This window comes from Diplocloster agilis (assembly GCF_019042275.1).
GTDB lineage: Bacteria > Bacillota > Clostridia > Lachnospirales > Lachnospiraceae > Diplocloster > Diplocloster agilis.
The window spans coordinates 94143-111098 of sequence record NZ_JAHQCW010000011.1 but is presented as its reverse complement, the minus strand read 5'-3'; the positions used below and the strand labels follow the sequence as shown (position 1 = coordinate 111098).

10 protein-coding genes are annotated in these 16956 nt (G+C 49.1%); all 10 read left to right on the top strand.

The genetic code is table 11. The features are described from left to right. Positions 1–20 precede the first annotated feature (20 nt). The 10 genes from KTH89_RS08765 (at position 21) to uvrB (ending at position 16945) form a co-directional block, all read left to right on the top strand. On the top strand, positions 21–830 hold the full coding sequence (locus KTH89_RS08765; RefSeq protein WP_238721407.1) for an SGNH/GDSL hydrolase family protein: 810 nt from the start codon (positions 21–23) through the stop codon (positions 828–830). Between the two features lie 1019 nt (positions 831–1849). Continuing rightward, positions 1850–4930: a hybrid sensor histidine kinase/response regulator gene (locus tag KTH89_RS08760; RefSeq protein WP_238721406.1), complete on the top strand. Its 3081-nt coding sequence runs from the start codon at positions 1850–1852 to the stop codon at positions 4928–4930. Positions 4931–5062: 132 nt separating this feature from the next. Then, positions 5063–5896: an RNA polymerase sigma factor gene (locus KTH89_RS08755; protein WP_238721405.1), complete on the top strand. Its 834-nt coding sequence runs from the start codon at positions 5063–5065 to the stop codon at positions 5894–5896. 1 nt (position 5897) lies between these two features. Next, on the top strand, positions 5898–6260 hold the full coding sequence (locus KTH89_RS08750) for a hypothetical protein (RefSeq protein WP_238721404.1): 363 nt from the start codon (positions 5898–5900) through the stop codon (positions 6258–6260). After that, a complete protein-coding gene (locus KTH89_RS08745) occupies positions 6257–6574 on the top strand; it encodes a hypothetical protein (protein ID WP_158341850.1) in 318 nt (105 codons plus the stop codon). The genes KTH89_RS08750 and KTH89_RS08745 overlap by 4 nt, the downstream gene beginning before the upstream one ends. Before the next feature lie 414 nt (positions 6575–6988). Further along, on the top strand, positions 6989–8932 hold the full coding sequence (locus KTH89_RS08740; RefSeq protein WP_238721403.1) for an extracellular solute-binding protein: 1944 nt from the start codon (positions 6989–6991) through the stop codon (positions 8930–8932). A 33-nt stretch (positions 8933–8965) separates the two neighbouring features. Next, positions 8966–11554 (top strand): hybrid sensor histidine kinase/response regulator, encoded by a 2589-nt coding sequence (locus tag KTH89_RS08735; protein ID WP_238721402.1) that lies wholly within the window; start codon positions 8966–8968, stop codon positions 11552–11554. 227 nt (positions 11555–11781) lie between these two features. Continuing rightward, positions 11782–12753: a diguanylate cyclase domain-containing protein gene (locus tag KTH89_RS08730; protein ID WP_238721401.1), complete on the top strand. Its 972-nt coding sequence runs from the start codon at positions 11782–11784 to the stop codon at positions 12751–12753. A gap of 554 nt (positions 12754–13307) precedes the next feature. Further along, positions 13308–14795, top strand: a complete 1488-nt coding sequence (locus KTH89_RS08725) for an ATP-binding protein (RefSeq protein ID WP_238721400.1) — start codon at positions 13308–13310, stop codon at positions 14793–14795. A gap of 164 nt (positions 14796–14959) precedes the next feature. Further along, positions 14960–16945, top strand: a complete 1986-nt coding sequence (uvrB, locus tag KTH89_RS08720; protein ID WP_158341840.1) for an excinuclease ABC subunit UvrB — start codon at positions 14960–14962, stop codon at positions 16943–16945. The last annotated feature ends 11 nt before the right edge of the window (positions 16946–16956 follow it).

Here is a 16956-nt window from a genome sequence, read left to right as displayed (position 1 = left end):
GGACAAAAAGGAGAGATTCCATGCATACGGTCTACGAGATGGAAGAGCAGGCGGCCGCGCGCTTCCTGAACACAGCCCGAAACCACAAAATCACATGCCAAGCCAGGCCGTCGCATTTTGCCGCAATCATGCGGCAGAACACCGGGATGGTAGGAGAATTACTGCCCTGGGGACAGGACACGGACGGCCTGGAGCGGCGTAATCCACTGATCGTGGCAATAGGAGACAGCGTCACAGCCGGCCATTTTGAAAATCTGCAGCCCTTAGACCGTCCGTTTGACAAGAAGAGGCCAATCGAGATCGCAGATCCCAGGGAAGTATACCACGAAAAATTCCGTCTAAAGCTGATCGATACCTATGAGCAGACCTCGGTAAGCGTCCTCAACGCCGGAATCGCGGGAGACACCATATTCGGCATGGAGCAAAGGTTAAAACGGGACGTCCTGTCACACAGCCCGGATCTGGTCCTCTTAAACGGGACCATAAACTGGCGCCCCGATAAAACGACCGCCGACTTCCGTGACTCCCTGCTCCGCATGACCAATGCGATCCGCTCCCAAACCCAGGCCGACCTCATTCTAATGACGCCCAATCCTGTCATCTGGAGTGACCGGGATATGCAGCGGCTGTTCCGGGAGCGGATCGAATGCGTACGTGATCTGTCGGTAAAACAGAACATCTGCCTGGCCGACATCTACGCCATCTGGGAAGAATTCCTGACATCCGGCTACCCGCTCCGGAAAATGCTCTCCAATAAAACCAGCCATCCAACCAAAACCGGCCACGAAGTCTGCGCCCTGGAGCTGATGAACCTTGTGCTGGGGGCTTAGGTGACTTTAGGGGGGACGGGAATGCGGGAACCGGCGGGGGTATGGAGCACCCGGAGCGGCGCAGACGGATTCCGGCGGCCGGGAAGGGGCACGAAAAGTCCGGTGTTTCGGAATGCATCGGGAAAACCGAATCAGATCTAACTACGAAGAAACTGCCGCACGAACTTAGCGTTCTTTCTGGGGGCTTCGTATGCCCGTTGCTTATGGCTTGAAACCGCAGCGGTATGCGGGGACGCTCCGGGCGGCCGGGTTCTTTTGTATCTCCCCGGGAGCGCGAAGGGCTAGCGCTGGTATCCGCTAGGGGGAATCGAAAAGCCGGGTTCAGGAACCGAGCCTATTCACCAGGAACACGTGATGTGTTCCCGGTTCAGAGGCTCTTGCCCGTCGGACGTGAAGTCCGCCGGTCATCCTGAACCCGGCTTTCCGATTCCCCCAAGCGGATACGCAGCCGCCCTATGCGCCCCCAGGAAGATACAAAAGAACCCGGCCGCCCGGAGCGTCCCCGTATACCGCCCGCGGTTCCAAGCCCAAAGCGGCGGCCAGCGCAAGCCCGCCGCGTTCCCGGGAAGAGACAAAAGATCCCGGCCATAGGAAGGCATCCCCGGATATGGCTGCAGTCCCCATCCCGAAACGGCGGGCATACGAAGCCCCGAGGAAGAGCCCTAAGTTCGTGCGACGGTCTCCCGTGTATTTGTAGCAGTTTTTTGTATCTCGAGGGTGTCCTGTAAAAAGGGAAGCTCTATGTCTTTTTTCTGCTTAAGATAAGGAGCGGGAGGGTCAAAGATGATTGTGCAAAGGGTAAGAATCAAGTATAATTATTGTTAAAGTATCTGTTGTGGTAAGAACAGAACCGCCGGTCCGGCGGCAGGTAAGATGCCGCTTGCACGGTCCGACACAGGCGTAGAGTTTCAACGGCGAAACTCTTTTTGACGTTATAGGATTGCGGTTAATCATAGAAGAAAGCGGATAAGGCAGCCTTTGGCTGGGGGAAAGTGCTGATTCAGAGGAGGAAATATGGGATGATGGACGGAGCAGGGACGGAGAACTTGATAAAAATACTCAACCATATGGGGAACACTGCCATTTATGTAATAAAGCGGGATACTCATGAACTACTTTTTTTTAATGATAAAGTGAAACAGATTACACCGGATATTTCGCTTGGAAAAATATGCCATGAAGTGTGGCAGGGCAGCTGCGCCAATTGTCCCCTGCTTACGATGGGGGACCGGGAGACAAATACCAGGGTCAGCTACGGCGATCCTTTCGGAGAAGTGGTGGATATTTCGGCTACCATGTTCAGTTGGGGGAAGGAGAATATTCCCGCGTATCTGGTCTCCGTCACGCCTCATGTATCCAGCCAGGAAGAGCAGAAGCTGGAACGGGAAAGGGAAAAACTGATTATCGTGGCGGGCAAAGAGTATCCGGTGATCTATTCGGTAAACCTGACGAAAAATACTTATGTAAAATTAAACAGGGAAGCGTCCCAGGCGGTTCTTCCGCCGCCTTCCGGGAATTTTGATGATCTGCCCCTGAAAGCATCGGAGACGGTGCATCCTGACTACCGGGAGCGCTATTTGGAGATGTTCAGCCGGCAGAATCTGCTGGCCTGTTATGCGGCCGGGCAGATGGAACTGGAATTGGAATTCCCGCAGCTTTATCAGGATGGAAGCTATAAGTGGGTGCTTGTCCGGGTCGTATTCTTGGAGAGAACGGCGGAGCCGGGAGATGTGATGGAGATCACTCTCTGTAAAAATATAGATATCCATAAGAAGATGAAGGATCAGCTGGAGCTGGAGCGTCAGACCGCATTTGACAGTATCCCGGGCGGGGTGATCAAATGTCTGGCGGATGAGCAGTTTACCATATTGGAAATCAGCCGTAACTGCCGGGAGATGTTAAATATCTCCGGAATAGAACCAGGCGGCGGGCTGCGCTTTTTTGAAAGCGGGAAAAATATAGAATACTGCCGGGCCAGCTCAGCCAGAGGACTGCCGGTGAATTTTGACGGGCGGGTCAGGGGGACGAAAGGCCTGATACGTTGGTTCCACATTGAGGGCAAGAAAACCGGCGAGCGTGACGGCATCGCGGAGTATACGCTGGTGCTGCTGGATATTACGAAGCGTAAAGAAGCGGAGGCGGAGTTAGAGCAGGAGAAGCTCAAATACCGGATTGCTGTGGAGAATTCCGCGGACGTCATTTTTGAATATTATCCTGAGGAGGATCTGTTCCTGAGCCAGGAGAATGCGCAGATGGGCGGGAAGGCTGTCCGGGTGGAAAAATATCAGGAGAAGATGACAGGGATCGTATATCCGCCGGATCTGCCTCTGGTGGAGGAGCTGATGCGCGGGGAAACGCACCGGGCGGAAGTGCGTATGATCCCATATCAGGGCCAGGATTATCACTGGTATCTGATCCAGGCGGATTACATGCGCGGCAAAAACGGAGTTATGCGTCTGATTGGGACCATGCGGGACATTAACCGGGTGAAGAGGACGGAGGAAGAATACCGTTCCAAGGAAAAACTGCTGATTGACAGTGTCATGACTCTCTTCGGAGAATTTATCGTGCTAAACCTGGACACCGGCAAATTCGTTTCCTACAAATCGGATGAGGTCATGAACGCCATAAAAGAACAGGAAATTTTTCAGGCGTTTAATAAAGAATATGGGGAGACCATCATTCATCCGGACGACCGGGAGCGTTTCTTTGAATTCTTTAAGCTGGATCATATCCGCCGGAGAATGGAGAAGACAGATAAAAGGATCACGCTGGAAGTGCGCCGCCTGAATGCAGACGGCGAGTACCGGTGGTGTGAAATGATCGGTACTCTTCTGGAAGGGCGCGAGGACAATCTGGTTCTTCTGACTTTCCGTGACATCCACGAGCTGCATCTGGTTCTGCAGGATGCCCTGAAGATGGCGGAACAGGCAAATACCGCCAAAAGTGATTTCCTTTCCCGGATGTCCCACGATATCCGGACACCCATGAACGCAATTATGGGAATGACATCCATTGCGGCTGCGAATCTGGATAACCGCACGAAGATCGAAGACTGTCTGGCGAAAATCGGCTTGTCGGCAAAGTTTTTGCTGTCCCTTCTGAACGATGTTTTGGATATGTCCAGAATTGAGAGCGGGAAGATAAATATTGTCAAGGAGCCGTTTCAGCTCCAGGAAGTGATCCAAAACGTGATTCTGCTGATTGAGGGGCAGACCAGGGTGAAAAAACAGGAGCTTCAGATACAGATTGACGAGAGAGTTCAGGGGACTTATATCGGGGACTCTCTGCGCATACATCAGATATTGATGAATCTGCTCACAAACGCGGTTAAATACACCGAGGAAGAAGGACAGGTGTCCTTATGTATCACACCCATCCGCCAGGCGCAGGATGTCATGTGGACCCGTATCATGGTAAAGGACAATGGGATCGGCATGTCGAAGGAGTTTCAGAATAAAATCTTTGAACCGTTTGAGCAGGAAAGACAAAACGGCGGAAGAGTCTTTGAGGGGAGCGGCCTGGGGCTTGCCATTGTGCAGAATCTGATTCATATGATGGGAGGCAGTATCTCGGTGGAAAGCAGCCAGGGCGAGGGCAGCTGCTTTACCGTAATCCTGCCCATGAAAAAAGCGGAGCCCTGTCAGGAAACGGAACTTCCGCACGAGGAGGACACAGCGCCGGATACCAGGAATTATCAGGGGGAACGGATACTGCTGGTGGAAGACAGCGATCTGAATCGGGAAATCGCGCAGACGATTCTGGAAATGCGGGGCCTCAAGGTCGATACCGCCGAAAACGGAAAGCTGGCTGTGGAGAAATTTAACCGGTCGGTTCCCGGAACCTACCAGGCCATTTTGATGGATATCCGGATGCCGGTGATGGACGGGCTTCAGGCCACGAAAAAGATCCGGGAAGGTACGCACCCGGAAGCGAAGCATATACCGATTATAGCCATGACCGCCAACGCATTTGAAAATGAGAGACAGGAAGCCGGGCGGATGGGAGTGGATGAATACCTTACGAAACCCATTGACCAGGATCAGCTGTTTCATACATTGGATAAAGTGCTGCGGGACACAGATGTGCAGTTGCGTTAGATATCAAAATATCATATATTAGTTTCCGGAATTCCTTTAGGATGAAGGGGTATAAAAAAATTAAGAAATTATGTCACAACCTGGATTCCTGGCTGTCTAATATAGTGAAAAGAATAAAAGGAGGAAATGCTTATGCAGACGGAAACTTTTGAACTGATTGACAAAGCCGTGGCGGGCAACAAAAAGGCTCTGGAAGGGCTGATTCTGGGTGTGGAGGATATGATCTACAACCTTTCCCTTCGAATGCTGGGAAGTGTTTACGATGCGCAGGATGCAACTCAGGAAATTATCATCAAAATTATTACCCAGCTCTCGGCTTTTCGAAAAGAATGCGCTTTTAGCACTTGGGTTTACCGGGTGGCGGCGAACTATTTAATTAATTATAAAAAATCGATGTTTGCGCAGCGTCCGTTGAGTTTCGAGTTTTACGGCCAGGATATCGACGCGGGATTCCTGCCGAACTCAGACGATCTCTTGCAGGGCGTGGAGGAGGCGGTTCTGGCGGATGAGCTGAAACAGTCCTGCACCAATGTGATGCTGCAGTGCCTTGACCCGGAGAGCCGCTGCATCTATGTCCTGGGCCTGATGTTCAAGGTGGACAGTAAGGTATGCGCAGATATATTTGGCATTACACCGGAGGCCTACCGCCAAAGACTGTCCCGGATCCGGAAAAGAGTGGCGGAGTTTTTGGGAGAATACTGCGGACTGTCCAAAACAGGAAAATGCAGCTGCCAAAAGAGGGTGGGTTACGCAATATCGACCCATCGGCTGGATCCCAAGAATCTGGAATACAGTAAACTTGAGACCGTTGAGAATAACACCTTTAAACAGGCTATGGAAGAAATGGATGAGCTGTCCTTTATCTTTGCGGATATGCCCAAGTACCGGACGCCGCAGGAAACGAGAGCGTTTCTGGATCAGCTGCTTTCCTCGGACAGCATGAAAATCATCAGGGCGGAGGCGTAAAATGGCACGGGTTCCCAGAATAAAAAAACTGGAAAGTACAAGGCTTGCGAGTACATACGGCGGCTGGATATACTGCGGGGAGTGCGGACAGAGTATCGGTTATCTGTGTTATGTCACCTATGACCATTTTCGCTTTGCATACAAATGTAAATGCGGGTCCCGCGGCAGTATACGGATTGATTTTGAACAGGAAAACCAAAACATCTACTCAGATAAAAAACTCATAACCATAAAAAACAGACTGTGCTGCCCGGAGGACCAATCGCCTCTGTTCACTGTCCTTGAGAAAAATCTGGATTCTTACAATTACGAAATCGAGTGCGTAAAGTGTAAAACAAAATATGCGGAGGAAAAAACATTATGAAAGATTTCTTTGTCACCCTGCTCATAGGTATTGTGGCCGGCGCCATCGATGTGCTGCCGATGATTAAAATGAAACTGGACAGGCATTCCATTGCCTCCGCATTTGTGTTCTACCTGATTCTGCCCTTTGTTATTCTGAACATCGATCTGTACGGGCTGGCTTGGTGGATCAAAGGCGGCGTGACGGGTCTTGCTCTTGCGCTTCCGGTCGTGATCCTGGTATCCGGGGAAGATAAAAAGTCTGTTCCGCCGATGGTAGTTATGTCGGCGGTGCTGGGGACGGGTATTTCGGCGGCAGGTCATTTTATCCTGTAGGCATTGAACCATGAGGAGGACAATAGTTCCTGAGTCCTGGAAAGACGGAATTTCAGCATTTAGCTGGCGTTCCGTCTTATTTTTTTTCCATAGGGAGGTGCCTGTGTTATAAGAACCTGTTTAATAGCCATATTCTGTTGCAAAACAAAGCCATTTGAATTATAATAATCTGGGTAAGGTTCCAAGAAAAAAGCGCTGTTTTACAGTAACACATGGAGCGATCTGCTGTGGACAAAGCCCCTTTAAAATGAATCGGCTCATATGATCTCCGTTACTTTTTATCCACTGATCAGACCCTGTACACCTGCGGACAGGCCGTGAGTAATCAGTGGTGTTTTTATGATAACCTCAGGAAAGGAACTTATCATACCGTTCCCGGCAGCTTTTCAAAGATAACCAAGAGGAGGAAACCATATGAAATACAGTTTGACAAGAGGGATTGCTTATACGCTGAGCGCTGCCATGCTGCTTTTGTTATTTGCAGGCTGCAGCCAGCCGGCGCCTAAGGAAAAAATCGTGATAAAAATACTTTATAACAACAATTTTAAGCAGGTAGAGGAATTAGTGGAGTCTACCTATGACGATATTGATCTGCAGACAGAACTATCGCCCTATCCAAGCGAACAGCTTCGCCGTCTGGACAGAGGGGTGGGGCCGGATCTGGTGATTACGGCACAGCCGGATACTAATCTGGTACATAAGTATTTGCTGGATATCAGTGACACAAAAGCCAGCACCTCTTATGACGGTACGATTATGAATGCCTGGAAGATAGACGGAAAAACCTATCTGATTCCGCTGCCTGGTGTGTTCAGCGGATATGTGATTAACGAGACTTTATTTGAGCAGGCCGGTCTGTCTCTGCCGACCAATAATGTAGAACTGGTGGCCGCTCTGTCTGAATTAAAGGAAAAAGGGCTTGGCGTCGGTGAAGACGGCGTCAGTTTTTCTATCATGAGCGACTACAATACATCAGTGGGCTTGTTCTATGTTGGAAATATGGTGCCTGATTTTTTGGGAACGGTCGATGGAGTCAAATGGCTGGCAGATTTTAAAAATAAGGAAGCCACCTTTGCCGGCACTTGGGAACAGTGCTTCAACCTGTCCGATGCTCTTGAAGACGCAGGCGTTATGGACCCTGGCGATATAGCCCGTCAGCGCAACACTGTCCTCTGTATGAAGCGGCTGGGCAATGGAACTCTTGCGGCTGCCTTCGGTGATTCCACGCTCTATTATGAATGTGTGGAAAGCAACCGGAAAGAGGTAGAGGAAGGCGCAGGCGAGGCATATACCTACCGGATGCTCCCGCTTTTTAGTGAAGAAGGAAAGGAACCCTGGTTCCTGTTCTCTCCATCCGCCCTTATGGGTATAAACAGTTCCATTAGTGAAGAAAAGCAGGATGCTTGCAGACGTATCCTGGAATTACTTTCGACATCGGAAGGACAGGACGCTTTGATAGCGGATATGGGCGGAGGTAAGTCCTGTCTTACGGATTATCAGCAGCAGGAAGATTTGATTCCGCGGGGTGTAGAAGAGTATGTGGAATCGGGATATATTTACAATGTCTTGTTTCCGAGCAAGACTGTGGAATACCTGGGCGGTTACGTGAGAGAAATCCTGGCTGACAAATGCACGGTCGAAGAAGCTTTGCGGGCAATCGATCAGTTCTATTATGAGGGAACGGACGAGTCCTCCTACGATTTCAGTATTGTCGGAACGGTAGACCATGACCTTCTGCTTGATAATTTTAATGTCCGTCTCCATGAGACAGAGCTTGGCAATTTTATAGCGGACTGTGTTGCCGAGGCTTCCGGCGCTCCCATTGCAGTGGTGAACGGCGGAGGAATCCGGGCCAGCTTTTACGAGGGCGTGGTCTATGGCGGGGATATCGCCGTAGTGTGTCCCTTTGACAACCAGATCATAATATTAGAAATGGAGGGGAAAACCCTGTGGGACATGCTGGAAAACAGTGTGTCCACCTGCACCGAGGAGTTCCCGGGCGGACGGTTTTTACAGGTTTCCGGGATCCGATATACCTTTGACAGCGGCAGAGAGGCCGGCGGCAGACTCGAAAGTGTGACCATGCCCGATGGGACAGACCTGGATCCAAACGCAAGCTACCAGGTTGCGGTGACGGACTATATGGCCGGATCAAAAACCTATGCGGAAGGGAATGGGGACGGTTATACGATGCTCAATTATTATGACGACGCGGCCCCAAAGGGAAACGTGAAATTGATAAAAGAAACCGGCCTGCTTTACAGAGACGCCCTGGCGCAGTATTTTGAACAGCATCGGGATACCACGGTGAACGCGAAACTGGAAGGAAGAATCATCGATTTGGCGCAGGACAATTAAATAGACCTGGCAGGCGGAAAGGATGGAGGAGCATTGAAAACCCACATTAAAAAAAGTGATAAGCGCCGATTACTGGTGACGGTTCCGGCATTGCTTCTGATAGCCGGACTCCTTTGCCTGCTTGCGACGACGATATACGGGAAAGTATCAGAGCGCACTGTGACCAATATCAGCGGGGTCTATTTGCAGGAAATGACCACACAGCTCAGCAGCCATTTCCAAACCAATCTGGACAGCCAGTTTTCCCAGATCCGAACCATTGCAAATGCAATATCTGAAAACGACTTAAAAGATGAAGACAGCCTGGAGAATTTTCTGGCCCATGCGCAGATAAATAATGCGTTCCCTCATATCGCAATCATCAGTGACGAGGGAATCGCCTATTCCCCGGAAGGCGCTGCCCCCGCCATGTCCAAAATCTCCGGCCTTGACACTTTGCTGACCGGTTCCGGGGAACTGGTTTCCGTCAACGAAAATATTTGGGAAAGCGGCACGATCCTGTTGGGGACCACTATGGATCCCGTGCAGTTTCAGGACGGCCAGCTGGTCGCTGTGATCGTTGGAATCCATACATCCGACATTGGTTCCAGGCTGGGTATGGACAGTCAGACAGAGACAAATTCTTATACGAATATCGTGACCAAAAACGGGGATTTTGTGATCAAAAGCACCTTTTCGGAGGATGATATCGTACACGGAAGCAATTTATTTACGATCTATGAGCAGCAGGCAACCTTTGACAAGGGTTACGATTTTCAGTCCTTTCGCGCCGCAATCGACGCGGGCGAAAGCGGGCTGACACTCCTGAGCGTCGGCACACACCATGTGTACCTTTATTATATGCCGATCCAGGGAACTAACTGGTATATGGTAACCAGCATGGCATATGAAACCGTAAACGATCAAATTGTCTATTTGAGTCAGTTTATGGCGCTTGTTGGAGTTGGAATCTTTTTCATTGTGCTGGTCACGGTGCTTACCTTCTTTTTTCTGTTGAGGCGCAGCGAAAAGCGCAGTAATGAGCTGCTGCGGATGGAAAAGGATCGGGCAGAGGCCGCCAACCGTGCGAAAAGCGACTTCCTGTCCCAAATGTCCCACGAAATCCGTACGCCGCTCAATGGTATCATGGGGATGGTCGAACTTGGAAAAAATCATATTGATGAACCGGACCGGATGCGCAATTGCCTGGATAAGATCACGTTATCGTCAAATCACCTTCTCTCGCTGATCAATGATATTCTGGATATGTCTAAAATTGAAAGCGGAAAGATTGAGCTGCATCCGGAGCGGTTCGATTTGGGAAGGCTCCTGCGGGCGCTGATGACGGTATTTCATGTGCAGGCGTTCGCCAAACAGATTGACTTTCAAATTTTTATCCGCGGAGAGGTTTCGGAGTATCTGGTGGGCGATGCGCTTCGGCTGAACCAGATCCTGACCAATCTGCTGTCTAATGCGATGAAGTTTACGCCGGCGCAGGGACACGTCAGTCTGAATGTATCAACACTGTGCCGTGAAGAGAACCGGATCTGGCTCCGCTTTGAGGTCAGAGACAGCGGCCGGGGAATCGCGCCGGAAAATATAGACCGGGTGTTTGAAGTCTTTACGCAGGAGAACAGCGGTATTGTCCGGCAATACGGCGGTACCGGGCTGGGGCTGCCCATCACGAAAAATTTTGCGGAGATGATGGGCGGATCTATTACCGTCACAAGCGAGTTGGGGGCGGGGAGCGTCTTTGCGGTCGAGCTGCCCTTCGCCTGTGCGCCTGACGACAACGGTGAAAACGGGAACCGATGCGGAAACGGCCAGTCTGTCCTGATCGTGAATCAGGTAGATGAATTAAGAATACATCTTGCCGATTTGCTGGAAAAGGAGAATTTCCGGGTGGATGCAGCAGCCGATGCGGACACTGGCCTAAGCAAGGTACATACGGCGGCGCAAAGAGGTACTCCCTATGAACTGTGTTTTGTAAAGTGGAACGTAACCGGGGAGATGCGGCAGTTTATTTCAAAGATGAGAGAGAAGGATAAAAATCCTGCCCTGAAGGTCATTCTGACTGGGCAGGATCAGGACGAGCTGGATGATGCAGCCGGTTTATGCGGTGCAGAGGCTACCTTGTGCCGGCCGGTATTCCACTCGGATCTTGCAGAACTCATGGCAGAGTTGACAGGACAAGCCCAGGACCAGCCGAAAACGGGACAATCCACGGTGCTGGCCGGCAAACAGGTTTTGTTGGTAGAAGATAATGAAATCAATCTGGAGATTGCGGCGGCTCTGCTGCAAGACATAGGGGCTGTGATTACCGCCGCCCCAAATGGGCAGGAGGCTGTTGCGCGGTTTACGGAAGCGCCCGAAGGATTTTATGATTTGATTCTGATGGATATCCAGATGCCGGTAATGGACGGCTACAGCGCGACACAGGCCATCCGCGCCCTTCCCCGCCCCGACGCAGGGACGGTACCCATCATTGCCATGACAGCCAATTCTTTTCGTGAAGACGTACAAAAGTGTCTCGACAGCGGCATGAACGCGCATATTGCAAAGCCCTTTGTGGTGAATGATATTATTAGCGCATACACTGAAATTTTACAAAAGGCGGGAAAAGGTCTGTCTGATGCAAATTAATTTCTCCCGGAACTGATAGCCGGGCACATGGGAATGGAAGCTTTCGTCGGAGCGGCGTTTCGTATAAATGATAGGTTTTGTATAAATGATACGTTTTGCATGAATGAATTTTGTATGAATGACGTTGCAAAATGCGGACATTTGGGGTATGCTTTTGACTGTTGATAACAGGGGGGTTAGGTTGCAAGTATTCTAGTGATGCCCACGCTGTGAAAGGAGACGGAAACATGGATAACGGTATATCTGCGAATGATTTTTGCCGCAATATCTGGAAACTCTATTTGGAGGAGCGGCGGTATGACCTTGTAGGCGATTATATCTCTGACAGAATCAGCGTTATTGGAACGGGTGCTCATGAAGTGGAACGAAATTTGGATGAATTCCTTGGTACCATCGAACAAGAAAGCCGTGAATGGAACGGCCGGTTTACAATCCAGGACCAATGGTATCAGACCACGGAGCTTTCGGATAAACACTCCTTTGTAATGGGGGAACTGATTGTGCGGGAAAATGCGCCGGACGGGATTTTGTATGATATGCGTTTTCGCTTCACGGTGGTTCTGGAGAGGTCGGAACATGAATGGAAGGTGCTGCATATCCATCAGTCCGTTCCGGATCCCAATCAGACGCGGGATGAGTTTTTTCCTCATCATATGGTGGAGCAAACCCATACGCAGATCATTTACAATCTGCGCCACGATTCGCTGACCGGATTGCTGAACCGGTTATACTTCAAAGAAACCTGTGAACGGTTTTTGGCATCCGGAGACAGTGGAGCGTTTTTGATGATGGACCTCGACTGCTTTAAACAGGTTAACGATCAGTATGGCCATCCTGACGGCGACAAAGTGCTGATTTCCTTTTCCGAAAGCTTAAAGGCCATCTGTTTTTCTACGGCTTTGGCGGGGCGCATGGGGGGAGATGAATTTGCTGTTTTTCTGTCGGGCTTCAATCAAAAGACAGAAGTGGAAACTTTTTTTGACAGGCTGAAAAAAGATTGGCAAGAGCGGCAAATAGTGCTGCCCATGAAAAATCCCTTGTCCGTCAGTGTCGGGGTTGTCTTTTCCGGAACCGGGGAAACATCCTGTGACTCGCTTTTGAACAAAGCGGATCAGGCGCTTTATGAGTCAAAAAAAGAAAAGGGGACGGAACTTATTCATTGGGCATTCTATACGGCAGACGGCGTCAGTAGTTTTTGAGACGGGTAAAGACGGGATTTCAGCAATTAGCTGGTATTCCGTCTTTTTTATTTGTAATTGGAAATGATCACGGAACAGGTTGGTAATATTTAGATGCCAAAAAAAGAACAGGTGTTCCATTTTTCCCTATACTTTTTTGAATGTCTATGTTATAATTCTTGGTAGCTTAGAAGGCCTGGGTGGTCAATGAAAGTGACTCATATTTATAAAATATCGAAAAAGTATCTATATACCAGTGTTCTAAATACTTGAATATAAAGATGTTATGGATTAATAGTTTATACAAAGGGTGAACTAGAGGAATGCTTAACTTGTGCAAATTTTGCACAAGTATGAATTCTTAGATAGCAATAATGTTTAGACAGTGCTGAGAAGCCGGTTATGGGGCTGACAACTTGGAAAGATGCTCCAGATGGTAAGGTATTAAAATGAAGGAGAACAGGCCGAATAAAGGAGAAAGATCTTCCTATTATGCAAGTTATGTGTATGCTTGGCGTGGGTAACAACAAAGTTTTAGTGCATCAAAAACGGGAAACAGAAATGAGGTGGGGCTGTTGATTTTTAATATTTCGAAATTTGATTCATATAGAGAAGATAACCGCCGTGAAGTGAAGAAAGCAAGAGGAGGCTTGCCGTTATCTTTATGGGACACATACTCCGCTTTTGCGAATTGCTATGGTGGAGTTATTATTCTTGGGGTAAAAGAAAATGATGATGGCAGTTGGCGGGCAACCGGTTTGACAGATGAAGCAAAACTGCGGAAAGATTTTTGGGATACGATTAATAATAGGAATAAGGTATCGGTCAATTTGTTGACAGACAGAGATATTGAAACTTTTACCGCTGATAATGACGATGTTGTTTTGGTGATTCATGTACCCATGGCCAAGCGCGAACAGAAGCCGGTGTACATTAACAATGATATGTTTAGCGGAACTTTCAGGAGAAATTGGGAAGGAGACTATCATTGTGGGCGGAATGAGGTACTAGCGATGCTGCGTGACGAACCGGAAATCACCATGGATATGAAGGTATTGGAGCGTATGCCATTGTCGGATATTGATTTGGAAACTTTACATGGATATCGGAACCGCCACATGGCATATCGTGCCGGACATCCCTGGGAAAACTTAAGTGATGAGCAGTATCTTGAAAGAATTGGAGCAGCAGCTTATTCAGGAGAAGATGGGCAACTGCATCCGACAGCGGCCGGCCTATTAATGTTTGGCGAGGAATATCATATTGTTCGCGAATTCCCGGAGTATTTTTTGGACTATAGAGAAGTTTTAGATCCAACAATACGATGGACAGATAGACTGCATTCCAGTTCAGGAGACTGGACAGGGAATCTGTTTGATTTTTATTTTCGGGTCTACAATAAATTGATTAAAGATATAAAAATACCATTCAAATTGGAGGGTGGGAATCGTGTTGATGATACACCGGTGCATAAAGCACTGAGGGAGGCGCTTGCTAACTGTCTGGTAAATGCGGATTATTATGTGGGACGTGGGATTGTTGTTAGGAAAAATCAGGAATCTATTGTTATCGAAAATCCTGGATATGTAAGGATTGGAAAACGACAGATGCTAAAAGGTGGAATTTCAGATCCGCGAAATAAGGCATTGATGAAGATGTTTAATATGATTGGAATCGGTGAGCGTGCGGGAAGCGGTGTTCCGGATATTTTTTCTGTTTGGGAACAGGAAGGGTGGAAAGAGCCTGAGATAGAGGAGCAGTATGGACCGGATCGTACAATTCTGACACTATCGCTGGTTAAAAAAACGGCGATAAAAAACGGCGATAAAAAAACGGCGATAAAAAACGGCGATAAGAAGTCCGTATCTAAAAAAACAGACAGACAATTAGAGAAAATCGTGCTTATGATGGAACCAGGAAAAGAATATAAAACTGCCGAAATTGCAGGATGGATTGATTTAAAATCATCCAGAACGCGTGAACTGTTGAAGGTGCTTACGGAGAACGGGGAAATAGAGGCAATAGGAAACAATCGGGATAGGACATATAAAAGGACGCATTGATATTTAATGATTAAGAAGTAGAAGAAAAAATGTATTCAAGTAGCCAATACTTGTAAAAATTCGAAAGTATGTCTATATGCCAGCTTTTTTGAATATTTAAATTTACGAATTTATGGTCTATACAAATACTTTTTATCGGGTCACCAAGGAGGTAAAAACACATTATGGAGTTCAAATTACACAGTGAATATCAGCCCACCGGCGACCAGCCGCAGGCTATCGAAACTCTGGTAAAAGGCTTCAAGGAAGGCAATCAATTCGAGACTTTACTAGGCGTCACGGGCTCCGGCAAGACCTTCACCATGGCCAACGTAATTCAACAGTTGCAGAAGCCGACCCTCATCATAGCCCACAACAAAACCCTCGCTGCGCAGCTCTACGGCGAGTTCAAAGAGTTCTTTCCGGAGAACGCGGTAGAATACTTTGTCAGTTACTACGACTACTATCAGCCGGAGGCCTATGTTCCCTCCTCGGATACCTATATTGCAAAAGATTCCTCGATCAATGATGAGATAGACAAGCTGCGCCTCTCCGCGACTACCTCACTGTCGGAACGGCGGGACGTGATCATCGTATCCAGCGTGTCCTGTATCTATGGTCTGGGAAGTCCCGTGGATTATCAGAACATGACCGTATCTCTGCGGCCCGGGATGCAAAAAGACCGGGACGAGGTGATCCGCAAGCTCATCGACATGCAGTATGACAGAAATGAGATGGACTTTAAGCGCGGTACCTTCCGGGTGCGGGGCGATGTGCTGGAGATCATCCCGGCCGACTGGAGTGAAACCGCGGTGCGGGTGGAATTTTTCGGAGACGAGATTGACCGGATTGTGGAGATCGACATGCTGACCGGGGAGATTAAGGGTACCCTGGCCCATATTGCCATCTTTCCCGCGTCTCACTACGTGGTCCCCCAGGATAAAATCAATGAGGCCTGTAAGCATATCGAAGAGGAGTTAGAGGAGCGGATCCGCTATTTTAAGAGCGAGGACAAGCTGTTGGAAGCCCAGAGAATATCGGAACGGACAAATTTTGATATCGAGATGCTGCGGGAGACCGGTTTCTGTTCGGGAATTGAGAATTACTCCAGGCACCTGTCCGGCCTTGAGCCCGGCACACCGCCCTGGACATTGATCGATTATTTCCCGGACGATTTCCTGATTATGATCGATGAGTCCCATAAGACGGTGCCTCAGATCCGGGGAATGTATTTTGGGGATCAGAACCGGAAGAAGACGCTGGTGGAATACGGCTTCCGGCTTCCCTCGGCCAGAGACAACCGGCCGCTGAACTTTGGGGAATTCGAGAGTAAGATCAATCAGCTGCTGTTCGTTTCCGCGACGCCGGGAGAGTATGAGGCGGAGCATGAACTGCTGCGGACGGAACAGATCATCCGGCCCACGGGCCTGCTGGACCCGGAAGTGGAGGTACGTCCTGTGGAAGGCCAGATCGATGACCTGGTGGGTGAGGTGAATAAAGAGGTGGCCGCCCGCCACAAGGTGTTGATCACGACGCTGACCAAGCGGATGGCGGAGGATTTGACGGATTACATGAAAGAGCTGGGAATCCGGGTAAAATATCTGCATTCCGACATTGATACGCTGGAACGAACGGAGATCATCCGGGATATGCGTCTGGATGTATTCGACGTGCTGGTGGGAATTAACCTGCTGCGGGAGGGTCTGGACATTCCTGAGATTACGCTGGTAGCCATATTGGATGCGGACAAGGAAGGGTTCCTGCGTTCGGCCACCTCATTGATCCAGACGATCGGCCGGGCTTCCCGTAATTCCGAGGGACATGTCATCATGTATGCGGATAAGATTACGGATTCCATGAAAGAAGCCCTGGAGGAGACCGGCCGGAGACGGCAGATTCAGCAAAAATATAATGAAGAACACGGAATCACGCCACAGACGATCCAAAAAGCGGTAAGGGATCTGATCAGCATCTCCAAAGCGGTTGCAAAGCAGGAGATGATATTTGAAAAAGATCCGGAATCCATGAGCAAGAAGGAGCTGGAGAAGCTGGTGGCGGATTTGAACAAGCAAATGAAACAGGCGGCGGCCGATTTAAACTTCGAAGCTGCCGCAGAGCTGCGTGATAAGATGATCGAATTGAAGAAGCAGCTGCATGATCTGGAAGGATAAGAGCAGGAGTA

Excerpts from the sequence above, each read along its gene's own strand:
- KTH89_RS08730 (WP_238721401.1), top strand. The coding sequence starts at position 11,782 with ATGGATAACGGTATATCTGCGAATGATTTTTGCCGCAATATCTGGAAA.
- KTH89_RS08750 (WP_238721404.1), top strand. The coding sequence starts at position 5,898 with ATGGCACGGGTTCCCAGAATAAAAAAACTGGAAAGTACAAGGCTTGCG.
- KTH89_RS08755 (WP_238721405.1), top strand. The coding sequence starts at position 5,063 with ATGCAGACGGAAACTTTTGAACTGATTGACAAAGCCGTGGCGGGCAAC.
- KTH89_RS08740 (WP_238721403.1), top strand. The coding sequence starts at position 6,989 with ATGAAATACAGTTTGACAAGAGGGATTGCTTATACGCTGAGCGCTGCC.
- uvrB (WP_158341840.1), top strand. The coding sequence starts at position 14,960 with ATGGAGTTCAAATTACACAGTGAATATCAGCCCACCGGCGACCAGCCG.
- KTH89_RS08765 (WP_238721407.1), top strand. The coding sequence starts at position 21 with ATGCATACGGTCTACGAGATGGAAGAGCAGGCGGCCGCGCGCTTCCTG.
- KTH89_RS08760 (WP_238721406.1), top strand. The coding sequence starts at position 1,850 with ATGATGGACGGAGCAGGGACGGAGAACTTGATAAAAATACTCAACCAT.
- KTH89_RS08745 (WP_158341850.1), top strand. The coding sequence starts at position 6,257 with ATGAAAGATTTCTTTGTCACCCTGCTCATAGGTATTGTGGCCGGCGCC.